The sequence below is a fragment of the Sphaerisporangium melleum genome (assembly GCF_014646695.1).
Classification (GTDB): Bacteria; Actinomycetota; Actinomycetes; order Streptosporangiales; family Streptosporangiaceae; genus Sphaerisporangium; species Sphaerisporangium melleum.
This window is the reverse complement of record NZ_BMNT01000055.1, coordinates 26,427-45,385: the sequence shown is the minus strand read 5'-3', so window position 1 is coordinate 45,385 and position 18,959 is coordinate 26,427. Positions and strand designations below refer to the sequence as shown.

Annotated in this window: 15 protein-coding genes and 1 pseudogene; 6 read left to right on the top strand and 10 right to left on the bottom strand. The window is 70.0% G+C overall.

Going from position 1 to position 18,959, the window contains the following annotated elements; translation table 11 throughout:
• Positions 1-230 (bottom strand): annotated as a pseudogene (locus tag IEY93_RS33860) (endo-1,4-beta-xylanase); the annotation flags it as partial.
• Positions 231-919: 689 nt separating this feature from the next.
• Between IEY93_RS33860 and IEY93_RS33855 the strand changes: the two are divergent.
• Positions 920-2,308: an extracellular catalytic domain type 1 short-chain-length polyhydroxyalkanoate depolymerase gene (locus IEY93_RS33855; RefSeq protein ID WP_189167252.1), complete on the top strand. Its 1,389-nt coding sequence runs from the start codon at positions 920-922 to the stop codon at positions 2,306-2,308.
• A gap of 122 nt (positions 2,309-2,430) precedes the next feature.
• Here the strand turns inward: IEY93_RS33855 and IEY93_RS33850 are convergent, their stop codons facing one another.
• The 3 genes from IEY93_RS33850 to IEY93_RS33840 form a co-directional block, all read right to left on the bottom strand.
• A complete protein-coding gene (locus IEY93_RS33850) occupies positions 2,431-3,099 on the bottom strand; it encodes a response regulator (protein WP_189167251.1) in 669 nt (222 codons plus the stop codon).
• Positions 3,096-5,801: a DUF4118 domain-containing protein gene (locus IEY93_RS33845; protein WP_268241597.1), complete on the bottom strand. Its 2,706-nt coding sequence runs from the start codon at positions 5,799-5,801 to the stop codon at positions 3,096-3,098. Before IEY93_RS33845 ends, IEY93_RS33850 begins: the two co-directional genes overlap by 4 nt.
• A 567-nt stretch (positions 5,802-6,368) precedes the next feature.
• Entirely contained in the window at positions 6,369-7,514 is a 1,146-nt protein-coding gene (locus IEY93_RS33840; protein WP_189167250.1) for an acyl-CoA dehydrogenase family protein, read from the bottom strand.
• A gap of 510 nt (positions 7,515-8,024) precedes the next feature.
• On the opposite strand from IEY93_RS33840, the gene IEY93_RS33835 reads away from it, so the two are divergent.
• Complete coding sequence (locus IEY93_RS33835) at positions 8,025-9,440, top strand: hypothetical protein (RefSeq protein ID WP_189167249.1); 1,416 nt, start codon at positions 8,025-8,027, stop codon at positions 9,438-9,440.
• Positions 9,441-9,550: 110 nt separating this feature from the next.
• Positions 9,551-10,420 (top strand): class F sortase, encoded by an 870-nt coding sequence (locus IEY93_RS33830; protein WP_229691700.1) that lies wholly within the window; start codon positions 9,551-9,553, stop codon positions 10,418-10,420.
• 164 nt (positions 10,421-10,584) lie between these two features.
• Here IEY93_RS33830 and IEY93_RS33825 read toward each other — a convergent pair whose 3' ends face one another.
• The 4 genes from IEY93_RS33825 to IEY93_RS33810 all read right to left on the bottom strand — a co-directional run bounded on the left by IEY93_RS33825 (position 10,585) and on the right by IEY93_RS33810 (position 15,088).
• Complete coding sequence (locus tag IEY93_RS33825) at positions 10,585-11,934, bottom strand: MFS transporter (protein ID WP_203969035.1); 1,350 nt, start codon at positions 11,932-11,934, stop codon at positions 10,585-10,587.
• Complete coding sequence (locus IEY93_RS33820) at positions 11,931-12,572, bottom strand: winged helix-turn-helix domain-containing protein (protein ID WP_189167248.1); 642 nt, start codon at positions 12,570-12,572, stop codon at positions 11,931-11,933. The genes IEY93_RS33825 and IEY93_RS33820 overlap by 4 nt, the downstream gene beginning before the upstream one ends.
• A 233-nt stretch (positions 12,573-12,805) precedes the next feature.
• Entirely contained in the window at positions 12,806-14,437 is a 1,632-nt protein-coding gene (locus IEY93_RS33815) for an Ig-like domain-containing protein (protein ID WP_189167247.1), read from the bottom strand.
• Positions 14,438-14,698: 261 nt separating this feature from the next.
• Positions 14,699-15,088: a nuclear transport factor 2 family protein gene (locus IEY93_RS33810; RefSeq protein ID WP_189167246.1), complete on the bottom strand. Its 390-nt coding sequence runs from the start codon at positions 15,086-15,088 to the stop codon at positions 14,699-14,701.
• An 88-nt stretch (positions 15,089-15,176) separates the two neighbouring features.
• On the opposite strand from IEY93_RS33810, the gene IEY93_RS33805 reads away from it, so the two are divergent.
• Entirely contained in the window at positions 15,177-15,965 is a 789-nt protein-coding gene (locus tag IEY93_RS33805) for a helix-turn-helix domain-containing protein (RefSeq protein ID WP_189167245.1), read from the top strand.
• 21 nt (positions 15,966-15,986) lie between these two features.
• Here IEY93_RS33805 and IEY93_RS33800 read toward each other — a convergent pair whose 3' ends face one another.
• Complete coding sequence (locus IEY93_RS33800) at positions 15,987-17,267, bottom strand: alpha/beta fold hydrolase (protein ID WP_189167244.1); 1,281 nt, start codon at positions 17,265-17,267, stop codon at positions 15,987-15,989.
• 88 nt (positions 17,268-17,355) lie between these two features.
• Positions 17,356-17,877, bottom strand: a complete 522-nt coding sequence (locus tag IEY93_RS33795; RefSeq protein ID WP_189167243.1) for an ATP-binding protein — start codon at positions 17,875-17,877, stop codon at positions 17,356-17,358.
• A 132-nt stretch (positions 17,878-18,009) separates the two neighbouring features.
• On the opposite strand from IEY93_RS33795, the gene IEY93_RS33790 reads away from it, so the two are divergent.
• Complete coding sequence (locus IEY93_RS33790) at positions 18,010-18,792, top strand: helix-turn-helix domain-containing protein (RefSeq protein ID WP_189167242.1); 783 nt, start codon at positions 18,010-18,012, stop codon at positions 18,790-18,792.
• On the top strand, positions 18,783-18,959 hold a 177-nt coding region (locus IEY93_RS33785; protein WP_189167255.1), incomplete at its 3' end, for a DUF397 domain-containing protein. The genes IEY93_RS33790 and IEY93_RS33785, both read left to right, overlap by 10 nt.

The window sequence follows — 18,959 nt, the reverse complement described above, 5'->3', positions numbered from 1 at the left end:
ATCGTGGTGTAGGTCGAGTCACCCAGCTTGCCCGCGGCGATCGCGGTGCCGAAGTACCGGCCGCTCTGCGCGGCCGCGGCACCGAGGGTGCTCGCCGCCGCGCCGGCCGGCGCGGGCATCGTCAGCGCGGTGACCGTGCCGAGCACGCCGAGCGCGCCGGCGATCAGGATCCGCAGGCCCTTCAGAGGTCGTCGGGTTCCAGGCGGCGGGGGGGTGGCATTAGAGCCCATGCCTGAGCCTCCATAACGGGGATCACAAAAGCCATGAACGGGGACGGTTGACGGGTACGAGGGACACGGATCACCGGGGGATGCGGAAGCACCCCGCCGGAACGACGCCGCGCCCCATCAGCCGCAAGGCGCACACCGCGAGGGTGTCGCGCGGACGGCGGTCCCCGTCAGCACCACCACGAGCTGACGGGACGGGACCGCCTCGGGGACTCAGTGTGGAAACCATCCCGAAACATGTCAAGAGCATGACGAAACTTTCGGCCGCAGGTCGTTATGCCGCACCCTGCTCCGAGGCCCCTTCCCGCCTCCCGGAATACCGTGACGATCTGGGCGGTCGGCGGCGCAGACGTCGTTGAAACTTTCATCACCAGGCCGATGGTGCTCAAGTGCGGTGTCACCGATAACGGCAGATAGGCCTATCCCGGCCGCCGTACCGGCCTCGCGCGCGATGTGTCGGACTCTTGACGACGCGTCCCGGCCTCGTATTTGCTCCGCCCACCACCATCCCGGAGCACCCCGACCAGGAAGGACCGCGCGGCCGACAACCGAATACGAACGCTGAGGAAGCGCGGTCGACGACCGGATGTGAACGCTAACAAGGCCACTCATCCGGGCCTCTTCGCCGCTGCCGTGAAGAGGTCGTGCGCGATGACGTCATCGCATGTCTCTGGAAGACGAAAGGACCCCCCGTGAGACGAAGGCTCAGAGCCCTGTTGGCGGTCGCCACCCTGCCCCTGGTGATCGCGGGCATGCTGCTGGCGGCCCGGCCCGTCACGGCCGCGTCACTGACCCGGGTGACCAACTTCGGGAACAACCCGACGAACCTGAACATGTACATCTATGTGCCGGACCGGGTGGCCGCCCAGCCGGCACTGCTGGTCCTGGTCCACTACTGCGGCGGCTCGGCCAGCGCGATCTTCGGCGGCAACGGGCGTGACTTCGTCACCGCCGCCGACCGGTACGGGTACATCATCGTGCTCCCCGAGGCCACCCGCAGCGAGAAGTGCTTCGACGTCTCCACCGCGAACGCGCTGCGGCGCGACGGCGGCGGCGACTCCACGGCCATCATGTCCATGGTCGCCTACACCCGTCAGCGCTACAACGTCGACCCGGGCCGCATCGTGGTCAGCGGCTTCTCCTCCGGCGCGATGATGACCAACGTGCTCGCCGCGCAGTACCCCGACGTGTTCTCGGCCGCCTCGGCGTACTCCGGCGTCCCCGCCGGCTGCTTCGCGACCACCAACGGGTCGCTGTGGAACAGCCAGTGTTCCGGCGGCAACCTGATCAAGACCGCCCAGCAGTGGGGCGACCAGGCGCGCGCGATGTACCCCGGCTACACCGGCCGCTACCCGCGCATCCAGCTCTGGCACGGCAACACCGACACCACCCTCGCCTACCCCAACTTCGGCGAGGAGATCAAGCAGTGGACCAACCTGCACGGACTGAGCCAGACCCCGGCGTTCACCGACCACCCGCAGTCGTCCTGGACCCGCACCCGGTACGGCACCACCACGACGCAGGCCACCATCGAAGGGATCAGCATCAGCGGTGTCGGCCACCAGCTGCCGATGACCGGCCAGCTCGCCTACGCCATCTCCTTCCTCGGCCTGGACGGCACCACTTCCCCGAGCCCGACTCCCACGCCCACCGGCCCCACACCGACGCCGAGCCCGACGCCCACCCCCACGCCGGGCGGTAGCGGGCCGATCAAGGGTGTCGCCTCCGGCCGGTGCATCGACGTGCCGGGCGCCAGCACCACCGACGGCACGCAGGTGGCCCTCTGGGACTGCAACGGCCAGGCCAACCAGACGTGGGCCTCGACCTCCGCGCAGGAGATCAAGGTCTACGGCAACAAGTGCCTGGACGCCGCCGGCACCGGCAATGGCACCAAGGTGCAGATCTACTCCTGCCACGGCGGCGCCAACCAGCAGTGGCGCGTCAACTCCGACGGCAGCATCACCGGCGTGCAGTCGAACCTCTGCCTGGACGTCAGCGGCGCCGCGACCGCCAACGGCAGCAAGATCCAGCTCTACTCCTGCCACGGCGGCAACAACCAGAAGTGGACCTGGACCAGATAGTCCCGCAGGCCGGCCGCCCCGGATGACCACCACCCGGGGCGGAGCACACCCGACGCCCTCCGGCACGGCGCGACCCGCCGTGCCGGAGGCCTTTGCGCGTGTACGGCCGCCGCGGGGAGCGGTCAGGGAGTGAAGCGGTAACCCATGCCCGGCTCGGTGATCAGGTGGACCGGGCGGGAGGGGTCGCGTTCCAGCTTCTTGCGCAACTGGGCCATGTACTGGCGCAGGTAGTGGGTCTCTTTGCCGTACCCGGCGCCCCACACCTCGGTGAGCATCTGCCGCTGGCTGATCAGCCGTCCGGGGTTGCGCAGCAGCAACTCCAGCATGTGCCATTCGGTGGGCGTCAGCCGGACGTCTCCGGAGACGGTCTTGGTGGTCAGGTCGATGGTGTGCTCGCCGATGCGGACCCGCGCGATGCCGGCCTCGTGCGCGGCCGTGCGCCGGGTGACGGCGCGGATGCGGGCGAACAGCTCCTCCAGGTCGAACGGCTTGGTGACGTAGTCGTCCGCCCCCGCGTCCAGCGCGTCGATCTTGTCCTTGTTGCCGGCCCGGCCGGATAGCACGAGGATCGGAACCCGCGTCCAGCCGCGCAGCCCGTGGATCACCTCCACCCCGTCGAGGTCGGGCAGTCCCAGGTCGAGCAGGACGAGGTCAGGGTGGAAGCGCGCGGCCTCGCGCAGCGCGGCGCCGCCGTCCGGGGCCACCGCCACCTCGTAGTGGCGGGCGACCAGGTTGATGCGCAGCGCCCGCAGCAACTGCGGCTCGTCGTCCACGACCAGGACCCGCGTCACCCTCCCTCCTTGGGGTGTTCGGCCGTGGCCTCGGCCGGTCCGGTCTCCGGCGCCGATCGTCCGGGGTCGGGCTCCGGGCGTTCATCCGCACGCGCCGGGGCCGCGGACGGCGAAGGGGACAGCGGGGTGATGGACGGATGGTGGACGGGCAGTGAAACGATCATGGTGAGTCCTCCTCCCGGAGTCTCGTCCGGGGTCAGCCCGCCGCCCATGGCCTCGGCCAGCCCACGGGCCAGTGCCAGGCCCAGCCCCACGCCGCTGTGGTTGTCCCGGTCGCCGAGCCGCTGGAACGGCAGGAACACCCGGTCATGGGCCTCGCGCGCGATGCCGGGACCGCGGTCGATCACCCGGATCTCCACCCGGTCACCGTACCGGCTGGCGGTGACCAGGACATTCTCGCCGGGAGGGGTGAAGCGGACCGCGTTCGACATCAGGTTGACCAGAATGCGCTCCAGCAGCGCGGGATCGGTCGTGATCTCCGGAAGCTCCACCGGGATGTCGTCCCGGACCCGGTCGGCGAGCGGGCCGAGGTCGTCGATGGCCCGCGGAATGACGTCCTCCAGGGCGACCGGTTGCAGGGTGAGGCCGAGCACTCCGGCCTGCAGCCGGCTCATGTCGAGCAGATTGGCCACCAGCCGGTCCAGCTTCGCCAGCGACTCGCCCGCGGTGGCCAGCAACTCGGCGCGGTCCTGCGGGGACCAGTCGATGGCCGTGTTGCGCAGGCTGTCCACCGCCGCCTTGGCCGAGGCGAGCGGCGTACGCAGGTCATGGCTGACCGCGGCCAGCAGCGCCGTACGCATCTTGTCGGCCTCGGCCAGCGGCCTGGCGGCCTCGGCCTCCTGACGCAGGCGCTCCTGGCGCAGCGCGACGGCCGCCTCGGCGGCGAACGCCTCCAGCAGCCGGCGGTCCTCCGCGGCCAGCAGGTGCCCGCGGACGGCGAGCACGAGATCGTCGTCGATCAGCACATCGGTGTCGGAGTCGTCCGGGGTGCTGCAGGGCGGCCCGCCGGAGGTGGCGACGATCCGCCAGCAGTGCGGAACGGAGCGGTGTTCGGGGCCGGGCGGGCCGACGCGTTCCAGCAGGGTCACCGACGACAGGGTGAACGTCTCGCGCAGCCGGTCGAGCAGCGACGCCAGTGCCGCCTCGCCGCGCAGCACGTGCCCCGCCAGCGTGGACAGCACCTCGGCCTCCGCCCCGGCGCGCGCGGCCTCCCGGGTCCGCCGGGCCGCGAGGACCACGACCGTGCTGACCATGACCGCGACCAGGACGAAGACGACCAGCGCGAACAGGTTCTGCGGCTCCGAGACGTTGAGCGTGCCGAGCGGCGGGGTGAAGAACCAGTTGAGCAGAGCGAAGCCGGCCACGGCCGCGGTCACCGCGGGCCACAGCCCGCCGACCAGGGCCACCCCGACGACCATCAGCAGGAACAGCAGGATCTCGCTGGGCAGTGTCAGGGCGTCCCGGAAGGGGACCAGCGCCGCGGCGAGCACCGGCACACCGGCCACCGCCAGCGCCCACCCGGCCAGCCGCCGGCCCCTGGTGAGGGCGGCGCGGGACGGCGGCGGCCGCAGCCGTCCCTTGCTGACGTGTTCGTGGGTGATCAGATGGACGTCCACCGAGCCGGACCGCGCGGCCGTGGTCATGCCGACCCCCGGCGACAGCAACCGGGCCAGCCGGCCGCGCCGGGACGCGCCGAGCACGAGCTGGGTGGCGTTGACCCCGCGCGCGAAGTCCAGCAGCGCGCCCGGGACGTCCTCGCCGACGACCTGGCGGTAGCTGCCGCCCATGCTCTCGACCAGGGCGCGCTGGCGGGCCAGATGGGCCGGGTCGGCGCCGGCGAGCCCGTCCGAGCGGGTGACGTGCACGGCCAGCAGGTCGGCGCCCTGGCTGCGGGCGGCGATGCGCGCGGCCCGCCGGACCAGCGTGTCGCCCTCGGGGCCGCCGGTCAGCGCCACCACGACCCGCTCCCGCGCCTCCCAGGTGCCCGCGATGCCGTGCTCCGCGCGGTAGCGTTCGAGCTGCTCGTCCACCTTGCCGGCGACCCACAGCAGCGCCAGCTCGCGCAGCGCGGTCAGGTTGCCCTCGCGGAAGTAGTTCGACAGGGCCGCGTCGATCTTCTCCGGCGGGTAGACATTGCCGTGCGCGAGCCGCCGGCGCAGCGCCTCGGGGGACATGTCGACCAGCTCGACCTGGTCGGCCCGGCGTACCACTTCATCCGGCACCGTCTCGCGCTGCGGCACACCGGCGATCTGCTCGACGACGTCGTTGAGGGACTCCAGGTGCTGGATGTTGACCGTGGAGATCACGTCGATCCCGGCGTCCAGGATGTCGTCGATGTCCTGCCACCGCTTGTGGTTGCGCGAGCCGGGCACGTTGGTGTGCGCCAGCTCGTCGATCAGGACGATCTTCGGCCTGCGGGCGAGCACGGCGTCCACGTCCAGCTCGGTGAACGTCGTCCCCCGGTAGGTGACGGTCCTGCGGGGGAGGATCTCCAGGCCGGTGAGCAGCTCGGCGGTACGGGCCCGGCCGTGCGTCTCGACCAGGCCGACGACCACGTCCCTGCCCCGGGAGATCGCGCGGCGGCCCTGGGCGAGCATCGCGTACGTCTTGCCCACGCCGGGCGCGGCGCCCAGGTAGACACGCAGCCGCCCGCGCCGCGTGCCGGCCACCCGCGCCGCGTCCGCCGCCCGTTCCGTCTCCACACCGTCACCGTTCCCCGACCGCGGCGGCCCGTGCCGTGTCCACACCGTCACCGTTCCCCGTACGCGGCGACCGGCCCGGCCGGCGGGTGGTCACCGGGCCCGGGTACCAGGCCGTCTCACCGGCATACGGCCGGACGATCAAAGCCGGCCTTCCGGTGGTCGGGGACGCGACTCCCTCTCCCATGCGCACTCCTCGCGCTCCTCGCGACGCCTCCGGCGGGCCGGGGTAGGTTCCCCGGCCCGCGACCGGAGCCCTCACGATGAGACAAGCGCGCTGCGTACGGGACTTGACGCGTTTTGACGGGTTTCATACGCGGACGAGCCGATTATTGATGGCCCACATATGCCTCCCTCGGCGCCTGACACCGCACCCCCACCGGCCGGGCACCGGCTCCGCCTCGCGGCGACGCGGACCTGTTGCCGAACTCCGGCCCAGAACCTGGATCATCGCTGTGCTCGCTCCACGCCCGTGGTCCGTCCTTGCGTACCCGCGGGCGGCCCGACACCCCGTGAGACGCGTCGGCGCAAGGTCCGTGGCGGCCCGCGTTCGCCGGTCCCTGGGCCGGATCAGAAACCGAAGGACCGGCCGATGATCTCCTTCATGATCTCGGTCGTGCCGCCGTAGATCGTCTGCACCCGGCTGTCCAGCCACGCCTTGGCCACCGGATACTCCAGCATGTAGCCGTACCCGCCGTGGAGCTGGACACAGCGGTCGATCACCTTGTGCTGCAGCTCGGTCGTCCACCACTTGGCCTTGGCGGCGTCCACCACAGTGAGCTGCTTGGCGTTGAGCGCGCGAATGCACTTGTCCACGTAGTGCCGGGCGATCTCCACCTCGGTGGACAGCTCCGCCAGCACGAACCGGGTGTTCTGGAACTTGCCGATGTTCCGGCCGAACGCCTGGCGGTTCCGGCAGTACTCAATGGTGGTCTCCAGCACCGACTCCGCCGCGGCCACCGCCGCCACCGCGATCGACAGCCGCTCCTGCGGGAGGTTCACCATGAGCTGGATGAACCCCTGCCCCTCCTCCTCGCCGAGGCGGTTCGCCACCGGCACGCGGACGTTCTCGAAGAACAACTCGGCGGTGTCCTGGGCGTGCATGCCGATCTTCTCCAGGTTGCGCCCCCGGGAGAAGCCGTCCATGCCCCGCTCGACCACCAGCAGCGTGGTGCCGTGCGCGCCCGCCGTCGGATCGGTCTTCGCCACGACCACGACCAGGTCGGAGTTGATGCCGTTCGTGATGAACGTCTTCTGGCCGTTGACGACGTAGTGGTCGCCGTCCCGGACCGCCGTCGTCTTGATGCCCTGCAGGTCGCTGCCCGCGCCCGGCTCGGTCATGCCGATGGCGGTGATCAGCTCACCCGACGCGAAGCCGGGGAGCCAGCGCCCCTTCTGCTCGTCGTTGGTGAGGTCCACGATGTACGGGGCCATGATGTCGTTGTGCAGGCCGAACCCGAGCCCGGTCGCGCCGAACCTGATGATCTCCTCGACGATGACCACGTTGTAGCGGAAGTCGGTGATCCCGGAACCGCCGTACTCCTCCGGAACCGAGAACCCGAACATCCCCAGCTCGCCGGCCTTCTTCCACACCTCGCGCGGGACGATGCCGTCCTTCTCCCACTGAGCGTGGTGCGGGACGACCTCACGCGTCATGAACTCGCGCACGGTCTCACGGAAGAGCAGGTGCTCCTCCTCGAAGAGGTCTCGCTGCATTCGCTTCTCCTCCTTGGGGGGTGACCCCACCAGAATACAATTCTGTTCCCTGCCCACCCCTCCACCCCACCCTGTCCTGGCGCACCCGGGAGCGGATCGTGCGCGCCGGTCCGCCGCTGCGGGCGATGGTGGGCCCGACCTCTTCGTCGGCCCTGGCCGTCTCTGCCGTGCGTCCCGGGTGCTAAGCCTGTGCTTCCGCCATGTCATCGACGTCGGAGGTCGGCATCGCCTCCGGACCGGCTTCTTCCCGTCCGTCCGATAGGTCCTCTGGCGGCGCCGCGTCGGCGGGACGGGATACGGCGAACACCGGTGCCGTATTACGGCGCGAACCGGCGAACCTGTCTGATCATCGCTAGGCCACGATCTAGGTGCCGCTGTTCTGGTGATCCTTCCGGAACGTTACAAATCAGCCACGTTCGGCAGTGGTACTCCTGGATAAGCCCGGCGTAAGTCCGCAAAGTCATACGATCTTCTCCGGCCGCCAAGGGCCGGGCGTGATCGGAGGCGATCGTGAACGGGTGGGGTTCCAAGTTCCGCAGATCACTCACAACAGCCACCACCCTGGCTGCCGCCTGCGCGGCCGGCGCCATAATCCTCCCGGCCGCCCCGGGAGTCGCCGACACGGGCTATCACCACTACCAGTACACCTGCCAGGGCGGCGCGTTCATCCCGAGGAGCCAGGAGCTGCCCATCCAGGTAGACGTCGCGATCCCCAAGACCGTCCGGGTGGGTGAGCGGATCGCCGTGGACTGGACAATGAGCGCCTCCCCGCTGGTGTCGTCCGCGCACTTCGCCAAGGGTGGCCGGCTCTCCGTGACCGCGACCGTCGATGTGGCCGGGCTTTGGCAGGGCAAACTTGACTCGACCGGCACCAAAGAGCAGGGCGAGTTACAGGCAGGCGGACCCCTGGAGATGCCGACCGCGATCTCGGGTTCGGTGTCGACCATCAAAGAAGGCAAGCTGCTTCTCACGCCCGGGCAGCTCACCCTCACCTTCACGCCGCCCGCGAGCACCGTCCGGGTCAACGACACCGACGACCCCACCGCTCCCCACGGCGGCGTGGACAAGACACACCAGCACGGTCCGATCGTCTACGACGACCACGGCGACTGGATTTATGCGGACAAGCGGGAGTCTTACGGCGACTTTCAGAACGATCTACATGCGAGCAACAAGCCGGGCTCCTTCGTCGAGGTGAAGTTCCTCGGCGACCGCATCCGCTACATCGGCGAACGCGTCAAGACGGTGGGCAAGGTCGCGATCAAAATTGATGATTCGAAGGAACCGGTCGAGGTCATCGATGCTCATGACGAGCAGTCGCCCGAGCCGAAGCCCAAGGCTCAGCAGGTCTTGTGGGACAAGAAACTGGACTACGGCGACCACACGGTGACCTTCACAAACCTGGCGGAGACCGGCTCGATCATGGCGGTGGATGCCTTCGAATTCATCACCGGTGACCTGGCGGTTCCTCCTTCGATGTTCACGGCGGTGTGCTCCTTCGATGGCACTCCGGCCACTGCGACGGTTGATGTGGTGGCGGCGCCTACTCCCACGCCTAGCCCGAGCAGCAGCGGGAGCGGGCGGGTGTCGGATGGGGATGACTCGGTTCGGGGGGTTGTCGTGTTGTCCGGGGGTGGGCAGGGGCACGGGGCGCCGACCGAGACGGCCAGCCCGACGCCGAAGGCGAGCAAGACTCCGAAGGCCAGTTCCACCCCTCAGGTGCGGGTGACGCCGAGGGGTGGCGCGCATACGGGTGAGGCGCCGGACGGCGTCGGCGCCGGTCCGCTCATCGGGTACGGCACCGCGTTGACCCTGGCCAGCGCCCTTGGCGGTCTGGCGCTGCGGCGCCGGCGGGCCGCGCATCGGACACTGGCCGCGAACAGCGCCGTCGGCCCGATCGATGCCGGGCGCGGAAGCGCAGAATGAGCGGCAGGCTGCCACCGGAGGCCACGGCGGGCGGTGACTCCGGACAGGACGGACAGAGTGGCGGGGACCAGGCCACGCGCGGCCCGAGGAACATGGACGACCCGAGGAGCATGAGCAACCGGATGGACGCGGCCCCGGGTGGCCTGGGGCGGCCTTTGGACGGGCGCTGGCGGAAGGCCATGGCACCCGTGCTGCTGACCGCCGGTTCGCTGGCGGGCATCGGTGCGGTGATGGCCGGGCTGCTGATCTACCTCACTCCCGCATCGGACCCGGCCCTCGTGGGCGATGCCGGTCAGACGCCGTTCATGGCCCAGATGGGCCAGACCGATGGTGCCGGGCAGGGCTCTGCCGGGTCAGGTACCGGCCTCGGCACGGGAACGGCGACGGTGAACGGGGCCGAGATGGCTCCGCTCGCGGCCGGTACCGCGACGGTCGGTCCGGGCGGGGCCAACTCGCCGCTGGTGGCGGCCGCGCCCGCCGCGTCCCCGCCGTCTCCGGCCGCCCGGCCCGGCAAGCCGCTCCGCAAGTCTCCGCCGGTTCGTGTCCGCATTCCGCGCATCGGCGTGGACGCGGCGCTGGTGTCCCTCGGGGTGGACCGTAACCGCGAGATCGAGGTGCCGCCGCTCAACCGGCCGAAGCTGGCGGGCTGGTACCGGCTCGGACCGGCTCCGGGGGAGATGGGCCCGGCGGTGATCCTCGGCCACGTGAACACCCGCAGTGGCCCGGCGGTGTTCAGCCGGCTGCGCGAGTTGACCCGTGGTGACACGATCAGCGTGGTCCGCGCGGACGGCTCGGTGGCGCGGTTCACCGTGGACGGGGCCGAGCAGGCGAGCAAGAACCGGTTCCCCACCAAGCGCGTCTACGGCCACGTCGACCGGCCGAGCCTGCGCCTGATCACCTGCGGCGGCGTCTTCAACCCCAAGGCGCACAGCTACACCGACAACATCATCGTCTACGCCACTCTCTCAGGCTCAAGGTAGGGAACAGGTACCGCTAGGACGCCGCAGTCCACCCGCTGATTCGAGAGGCGCAGCGAGGAGGGAATCGCTGGTACGCCCAGGCGATGATCCTTCTGTCGCACGGAGCGCGGCAGCGGGATGTCCTGCCACAGCGGATCCAGACCGTGGTGGCACCCTCTGATCCGTCAGTCGGATGGTGGAGCATCCATGCTTTGGGACGGCGACGTCGTGGTCGTTCCGGTGGCGGGCGCCGGAGCGGGTTGGCTGCGGTGGGTCCACAGGAGGGCTCCGGTCAGCAGTACGGCGCCTGCGAGCAGCCAGGGGATCGGGCCGGGCGGCAGGACTCCTACGAGCAGGCCGGTGAGGGCGCCGGTCAGTTGCAGGGCGAGGGACTGGACGGATAACGCGGTGGCTCGTCCCGCACGGGTGACGCGGCGGTGCAGCAGGTCGTTCTCGTTCGGGCTCGCGCAGCCGCGGCCGAGGTACACCAGGCCGTAGCCGACGGCCGAGAGGGCTATCGCCGGTGCGCCGGTGGTGGCCGCCGCGGTGGCGCCGAGGAGCAGCAGGCCGAAGGCGCTGGTGGCGAGGCTCACCAGCACCGCTCGCTCGCCGCTGCCGGCGAGGCGTGCCAGGAGCGGCGCGAGGTGGCTGCCAAGGGCCGAGCAGAGGAATCCGGCGCAGGCGAGCGAGGCGAAGACCACCGCACCGGACTCCGGTGCGCCGGTCAGCGTCGCGGCGCGGCCCGGGGTGAGCAGTTCGACGGTGGCCAGAGCGCTGCCGGCGGCCCCCGCGCTGAGCAGGATGCGCCCCACCAGCGCGTCGCGTGTGCCCAGGCGTAGTCCGCCGGCGATGGTGGCCGGGACGCCTCGTAGTACGCCGCGCACGGTGACCGCCGGCCGAGGCGGCTCGCGCAGGGCCCACAGCACGTACAGCACGAAGGCGACCTGGACGGCGGCGCCCAGCAGCAGCGGGATCGACAGCGGAATCACCAGGCCGGAGGTCGCCGCACTCAGCCGTGTGCCCACGTCCGGGGCTGTCGCCAGCAGCCAGGGTACGGCGCCGCCGAGCAGGGTGCCGATGGCGAGCGCGGCCGAGGTCGCGGACCTCCCTCGCGCCAGACCGGGGCGCAGGTCGGCGTCAGGGCCGGATCGCGCGTGGACGATGTCGACGTACCACGCCTCGGCCGGCCCGCTGGACAGGGCCCGCGCCGCGCCCATGAGGACCATGCCGCAGGTGAGCACCCACGGCGTGGTGCCAAGGCCCTGCAGGAGGAGAGCGGTGAGGTTCAGCAGGCCGGCGGCGGCCAGCACGGCCCTGCGTCCGAGGACGTCCGACAGCCCGCCTGTGGGCAGCTCCAGCGCGGCGGCGGTGAGCGAGTGCGCGGCGAAGAAGCCCGCGATGGCCACCAGGGACATGCCCCGTTCGGTGAAGAGCAGGATCAACGGCGCGATGGTGAGCGCAGCCGGAAGCCAGAAGAGCACGCAGGCCGTGACATAGCGGCGCCGTGCGGTGCGTAAGGCGGGCGGCTCGCTCACGATGCGTCCTCGTCCGCGGACGCCGAAGGGGAGGTGTCCGGATCCGGGGCGGGATCGCGCGGCGCGAGGGGCAGTCCCGCGACCAGGAAGACGACCTGCGCGGCGCGTGGGTCGTCCGCGTCGCGGGCGGTCAGCTCGGCCGCGTTCCGATCGAGCACCAGGCGCAGCTCGGCGAGGGACTCGGGGGTCAGCCGGAGCAGCGAATCGGAGATGTTCGCAGGTTCCAGCCACTCCTGGCCGAGCCGCCCGGCGGCGATGTCGGCCTCATGCCGGGCAAGGGACGCCTCCAGGTGCTCGATCTGACGTCTGCGAGCGAAGCCGACGAAGGCGCGGCTCTCCGGCGCGGCGTCCATCGCCGTGTTGTTCCAGGACGTCACCGAGTGCACCGCCCGCCAGCGGCGTTCTCGCTTGTCGCGGTGCTCGGCCTCGGCGACGAACGCGTACTTCGCCAGGACCCGCAGGTGGTAGCTGGTGGAAGACGACGTCTCTCCGGTCCTGGCCGCCAGTTCGCTCGCGGTGGCGGGCCCGTCCTGCCGGAGCAGACCGAGCAGCCGGATGCGCAAGGGATGGGTGAGCGCCTTCAGCGCTGCCGCGTCGTGCTCAGGATCGAGAACGCGCTTGTGCTCTTCGCCGGCCATGGCAGCACAGTAGATCCACCGGCCGTCTTTCCCAAAGTATTTTTCGAAAAATATTTTGGGAAAGTGTGGCGACCGGACTCGGCTGTGCCGGGCGTTCGACCGGGGGACGTTGGAGATCGATCAGGGCGATGAGGAGCGCTGGCGAGGTCTCCGGAAGCCGAGGTGACCAGTGCTTTCTGTGGTGGCCCTGGGGGGAGGGCCACCACCTTGGTCGGGTGGACGTCAGGGGTGGGTCAGGCGGGGTCTCCCGCCGGGTGGTTCCGGAGGCGGGCCGGGGTGTGGTGGGTACGCCGGTGGCCGTCCGTCTTCGCCGCGCCGGCCTGGGCGTTCGGAATGATCGTGGTGCCGGCCCTGAGGTTCGGTAGGTCGGCAGGGCCGGGCTTGGCGTTCGGCAGGTCGGCGGGGGCGGGCTTCGCGAGGGACGCGCCGGGCGCGGTGGCGAGCCTGCTCGTCGCGGTGATGATCGGGCAGGGCGGGGTGCTGAAGGAGACGCCGTCCAGGAAGTTGCCGGCCGTCGGGGTGCCTCCCGCGGCGGACACCGAGGTGAAGGCGAACCGGGTCACCGTCTGTCCCGGCGGCACGATGTACACCCCGGAGTACAGGCGCCAGGCGGTGTTGTCGTCGGAGATGTCCGGGGAGGTGGCCCCGGCGGGAACCTGCGGCGCCAGCGAGCCCGGGCTGCCGATGAGCACCTGCATCACGTCGGTGCCGAGGCGTCCCCGGTGGTATAGCGACCAGGTCATCGGTGTTCCCGGCACGGTGGGCAGATCCTGGTAGAGCGTGGAGACCTCGCTGGCGTTGAGCTCAGCGAACTGCAGGCCGTCGGCGGACGGCACCCCGCTCGCCCCGCCCCGCCAGAACTCCAGCTTGCCGTCGCTCGCCGTGGTGTGCCAGCCGACGGCCGGGTTGGTGGCGGCGTCGGGGATGTTCCAGTCGACCGTGGCCACGGGCGGCGTCTCGAAGCTGCCGTTGACCAGGTCGATCGGCTTGTACTTGCAGGCGACCTCGACGGTGACCGTGGCGGTGCTGGTCCCGCAGTCGGTGGTGATGGTGTAGGTGAAGGTGTCGGTGCCCGCGAAGAGCGGAGCCGGGGTGTAGACGATGCTGCCGCCGGAGATCGTCGCGGTGCCGTTGGCGGGCGCGGTGACGGCGCTGATCGTCGGGGACCTGCCGATGTCGTTGCTCAGCACGGGCACGCTGACCGCGGTGTCCTGCACGGTGGTGGCGGTGTCGTCCGCGGCGTTGGTGGGCCAGATGGACTGGCCGTTGACGATCCGGATCGGCGGGGCCGGAGTGTTGTTGCCGAGCTGGCCCGGTGCGGCGATGACGCTGCTGATGCCGGTCGGCCGGATGGTCATGCTGCGTCCGACGGTGCCCGGCTTGACGCGGAAGACGATCACCTTGGGAGACGGGTCGGTCTTGACGCCGGGAGAGGTGATCGACAGGGTGGTGCCGCTGATCGTGCCGGTCCCCGACTGGCTCACCACGTCGGCGCCGGCCAGCAGGGACGACAGGTCCCAGGTGGTGGTGTAGCGGCTGACCAGCAGCGGCCACTGGGTCGTACGGTGCGCCAGCGTGACGGTGAAGGTGCTGCCCGGTGCGATCTCCCCGCCCCACAGCGCCGGCGAGGTGGTGACCGGGACCGACCCCCTGCCCAGGATGCCGCCGAGCACGTTCTTCCAGTAGTAGTCGACGGGGTAGGTGGCCTGCGCGGGCCGCACACACGGCGCGGCGGCGGCCCGGGTGGCCGCGTGCGGTGTGGTGGTGGCGGTGTACGGCGCGGCGGTGGCGGCCTGCGCGGTCGTATCGGCCGTGACCTGCGCTCCTGCGGCCGCCAGCAGCGTCATCAGGGCGCCGGACAGCATGACGGGTACGGATCGATGGCGTCGCGATATCAACATCGAACTCCCACTCGGTCGTGAGGAACGTCCTCGTAGATCGACTTCACAGCGGAAGTTACTCTGAGTTAACAGGCGAGTGCGTCAGGTGTCGGCGTCTGTGATCTCCGTGTCGTGGCCGCGTGACCGTGATGCCCTGGCCTGAGAGGCGCGACGACGGAACGTCCTTCGTCCGGCCGCCGCGGCCCGTTCACGACCGCTGTCACGGTGCGTCACCAGGTCGGATCATCACGATGACTCCCACCACGTGAAGTTGGCGGCCGCCCGGTTCACCGGCTCGATGATCTCCCATACCTCGGCGATCAGCCCGCCGCCGAGCCGCCAGATGTCGACGACCGCGATCTCCGGCCCGGCGCCGGGCAGCCGGCGCCGCGAGTACATCATGACGTGGTCGCCGTCGGCCAGCAGGTGCTGGATCTCGACCTGCATGCCGGCCAGCGGGACGAGCGCGACGTCCACGGCGGCGAGCCATTCCGCCTTCGTCCTTGCGGTCCCGTCCGGCCGGTGATGGCGGAAGTCGTCACTCAGCAGCGGCGCGAGCGCCTCGGCGTCGCCGGTTGCGATCAGCGCGGTCAGCGCCTGCTGCACGATGCTCTTGTTGTCCTCAGGCGTGGTCATGGGCGAAAGTGTGGCCACCGGCTGCGATGGTTGTCGATGAAATGCCATTTCATGGCCGGTTTCTGCTGGACGAGTAGCATCGAGGCCCATGTACACGGTGGGGGAACTGCTGCGGCAGTGGCGGCATCGCCGGCGGCTCAGCCAGCTTGATCTCGCGATCGCCGCCGACGTCTCGGCTCGTCACGTCAGCCTGGTGGAGACCGGCAAGTCCAATCCGAGCGCGGAGATGATTCTGCGGCTCGCCGAGCAGCTCGACGTGCCGCTGCGGGAACGCAACCGGCTGCTGCTGGCCGCCGGTTTCGCGCCCCGCTACGCCGAGCGGCCACTCGACCGGCAGGCGCTGTCGGCGGCCTGGGACGCGATCGCCCGAGTGCTGCGCGCGCACGAGCCGTACCCTGCGCTGGCCATCGATCGCCGGTGGAACATCGTGATGACCAATGGCGCCCTCGACCCGTTCCTCGCCCATGTCGCCCCGGACCTGCTGGTCCCGCCGATCAACTTGGCGCGGCTCGGACTGGACCCGCGCGGGCTCGCCCCGCACATCGTCAACCTGGCCGACGTCCGTGCGCTGCTGCGCACCCGGATCACCCGGCAGCTGGCCACGGCTCCCGACCCCGAGCTCACCGCGCTGTACGAGGAGCTGCTGGCACCGCACCCCGGGGACGCCGGGCTCCGGATCGAGTCCGAGATCGCCACGCCGATGATCTTCCGCTTCGGCGGACGAGAGCTGAGCCTGTTCTCGACCACCACCACGTTCGGCACCCCGATGGACATCACCCTGGACGAGATCGCGATCGAGTCGTACTACCCGAGCGATGCCGAGAGCGCCGCCTACTTCACCTCACCGGACGCCGGCTCGGGGCCGCCTGCCCCCTGATCCATGAGCCTTCGGCCATGGTCAGGGCATGGACAGCAGGTGGTCCAGGACCACGTCGCCGTGCGCGCGCAGGCCGTCGTGCTCGTACTCGCTGGTCACCCAGGTGCGCGCGCCCTTGATCGTGCGCGCGGTGCTCATCGACAGCTCGCGGGCCACGTACATGTCGTTGTAGTAGACCGCCGCCGTGACCGGCACGGTGTTGCGCTCAAGCCGGGCCACGTCGTACAGCGCCGGCCAGGACGGCCGCTCGGCGAGCAGGTGCGCGGCGTCCCGCAGCGGACGCAGGCTGGGGTCGGTCTCGAACATCCACGGGTAGATCATCTCGCCGGTGAACAGCAGCGGCCCGTCGCCGTCCACGGCAACCGCCGGGTCGAACTCCGGGAACCGGGCCCGCACCCGCTGCGCGGACCAGGCCGTCGCGCCCTCGCCCTGCGCGTAGCACGCCTCGTGGACCAGCGAGTACAGCGGCGCCGCCGCCGTCCAGGACAGCTCGGCCTCCACCTGGAACAGGAACGCGTCGGTCAGGTCGTCACCGCCGCCGAACGGGTCCTCCAGCAGGTAGTGCAGCTCCTTGCTGCCGGTGCTGTGGCCGAGCATGTTGCCGAGCGACTGGAACACCTCGACCGTGAAAGGCCGCCCGGTCGGCAGCGTCACCTCGTTGACGCTCAGATGCCGCGCGACGCGCACGGCGCGCTCGACGTCCTCGGGGTGGCGCGCGTAGTGCTCGAAGTTCTTGGCCGCCACCTGCGGATACAGCGTCTGGTACACCTCGTCGGCCGGCGCGGTCAGCCCGGGAAGACCGCCGGTGACGAACGCCTCCGCGAGCCCCTCCGGCGCGAAGGACAGGTACGTGACGGTGCAGAACCCGCCGAAACTCTGGCCGAGTACGCTCCACGGCTCGTCGCCGATCAGCCTGCGGCGGATCAGCTCGGCGTCCCTGACGATGGAGTCGGCCCGAAAGTGCGCGAGGTGGGCGGCCTGCTCGGCGGGGGAGCCGATGCGCGGCAGGCTGCGCCGGTCCAGCGGCGTCGACCGCCCGGTGCCGCGCTGGTCCAGCAGCAGCACCCGGTAGTCCTGCAGCGCCCGATCCAGCCAGCCCTCGCCGCCGAGCGGGCGCAGGCACGCGAACCCGGGTCCGCCGTTCAGGAAGAGCAGCCACGGAAGGCCCTCGGCCGCCTGCCCACCGGCCCGCACCTCCCGCGCGTACACCTCGATCTGCGCGCCGTTCGGCTCGTCGTGATCGAGAGGGACGGCGAAGGTGTGATCGGCGAAAACCGTGCCGGGCCGGCGGGAGGACATCATGCCGCGATCCTACGGGCGGCCCGGTCGCCGAGTCGTACGGGTTTCCGAGGGCCCCGCCGCTCCGGCGGCTATGATCCGCTTGATTCGGCTATGTCGTCGTGGTTCCTGTGCTTCCCGCGACTTCTGGCGTTTCTGCGGTTTGTGTGCTTTCCGGTATCCATGCGGCGAGCTGGAACCAGACGGACTTCCCGTACGGGTGCAGGGTCCAGCCCCATTTGCGGGAGAGGCATTCCACGATGGCCAGCCCGCGCCCGGAGGTCGCGCCGAAGTCGGCGTACCTCGGCTCCGGAATGGCGACGCACGAGTCATAGACGTCCACCGTCATCAGGCCCCCGTCCCGGCCGACGGTGATTCGCACACTCGTGGCCGGCTGCGCCACCGCGCCATGGGTCAGCGCATTGGTGACGACCTCGGAGGTGAGCAGCTCCACCGTTTCCACGGTGTCCCCGGTCGCAGCCCAGTCGAGGGCGATGTCCCGTACGAAGCGCCGCGCCGACGCGACGCATTTGCGGTCGCGCGGGATCCATTTCTGTCCCAGAAGGACGAGGGGAGTCCCCGGCCCGTAGGCGTGGTCCTGCGCCGTTCTGGAAGCCTCGATCGCCCCTGACATGATCGTTCTCCTTGCTGCGGAATTCGTATGCCAAGAGTGCCGGGAGGTGGCTACGGTAAGTAGGCGAACGATTACCAGTTCGTCGCCTTGAAGCTCGGCTTCCGTTCCTTGAATCTTCGCGATGGGGGCACCATGGTGGATCGGTACACGCCTCAGGCCATCTGGGGCAGGGAACTCCGGCACTACCGCCAGGCGGCGGGCCTCACCCAGGCCCAGCTCGCCCAGAAGATCCACTTCAGCGAGTCGCTCATCAGCGGCGTGGAGACCGGCCAACTCCCCGCCAGCCCCGACTTCGCCCAATCCTGCGACACCACCCTCACCACCGGCGGCGCCCTCTCTCGACTCCTGGACTGGAGGCGTGCTCAGGCGCTCCCGGCATGGTTTGGAAAGTGGAGGGACACGGAGCAAGCCGCGACCGTGCTTAGGACCTATCAGCCACTTATGATCCCCGGGCTTCTGCAGACGGAGGACTACGTGCGTGCTCTCCTGGGGGACAACGAGGAAGCTGTTGCAGCCCGACTAGAGCGTCAGGTCGTCCTGGCTCGCAAAGACCCTGCGCCGCCTATGCTGCGGGCAGTCATCGACGAGTCGGTCCTGCGTCGTCTCGTCGGAGGCCCCGATGTCATGCGCCTTCAGTTGGAACATCTGCTAGAGGTTGCGTGTCCCGAAATCAGCGTTCAGATTGTTCCCGAGGGGTTTGTCCGTTCGGGTCTCCTTGCTGGATTCTCCGTCGCCACGGTGGAGGGTGGTGTAGAAGTTGCGTACTTCGAAACAGCCGTCCGTGGGCTCACGACCAGTGATCATGATGATGTCTCGGCAGCCCTTCGGCTATTCGAAGCCATTCGGATAGACGCTCTACCGCTAAGCATGTCGATGGAACTGATCAAACGCACGCTGGAGGACCGATGGACATGAGCACCGTACGGTGGCGCAAGTCGAGTTACAGCGGAAACAACGGTGGCGACTGTGTTGAGGTTGCTCGATGGCAGAAATCGAGTCATACGGGCGACAACGGTGGGAACTGTGTCGAGGTGGCACCGTCGCCGACGCTGATCGCGGTACGGGACTCCAAGCGGCCTGAC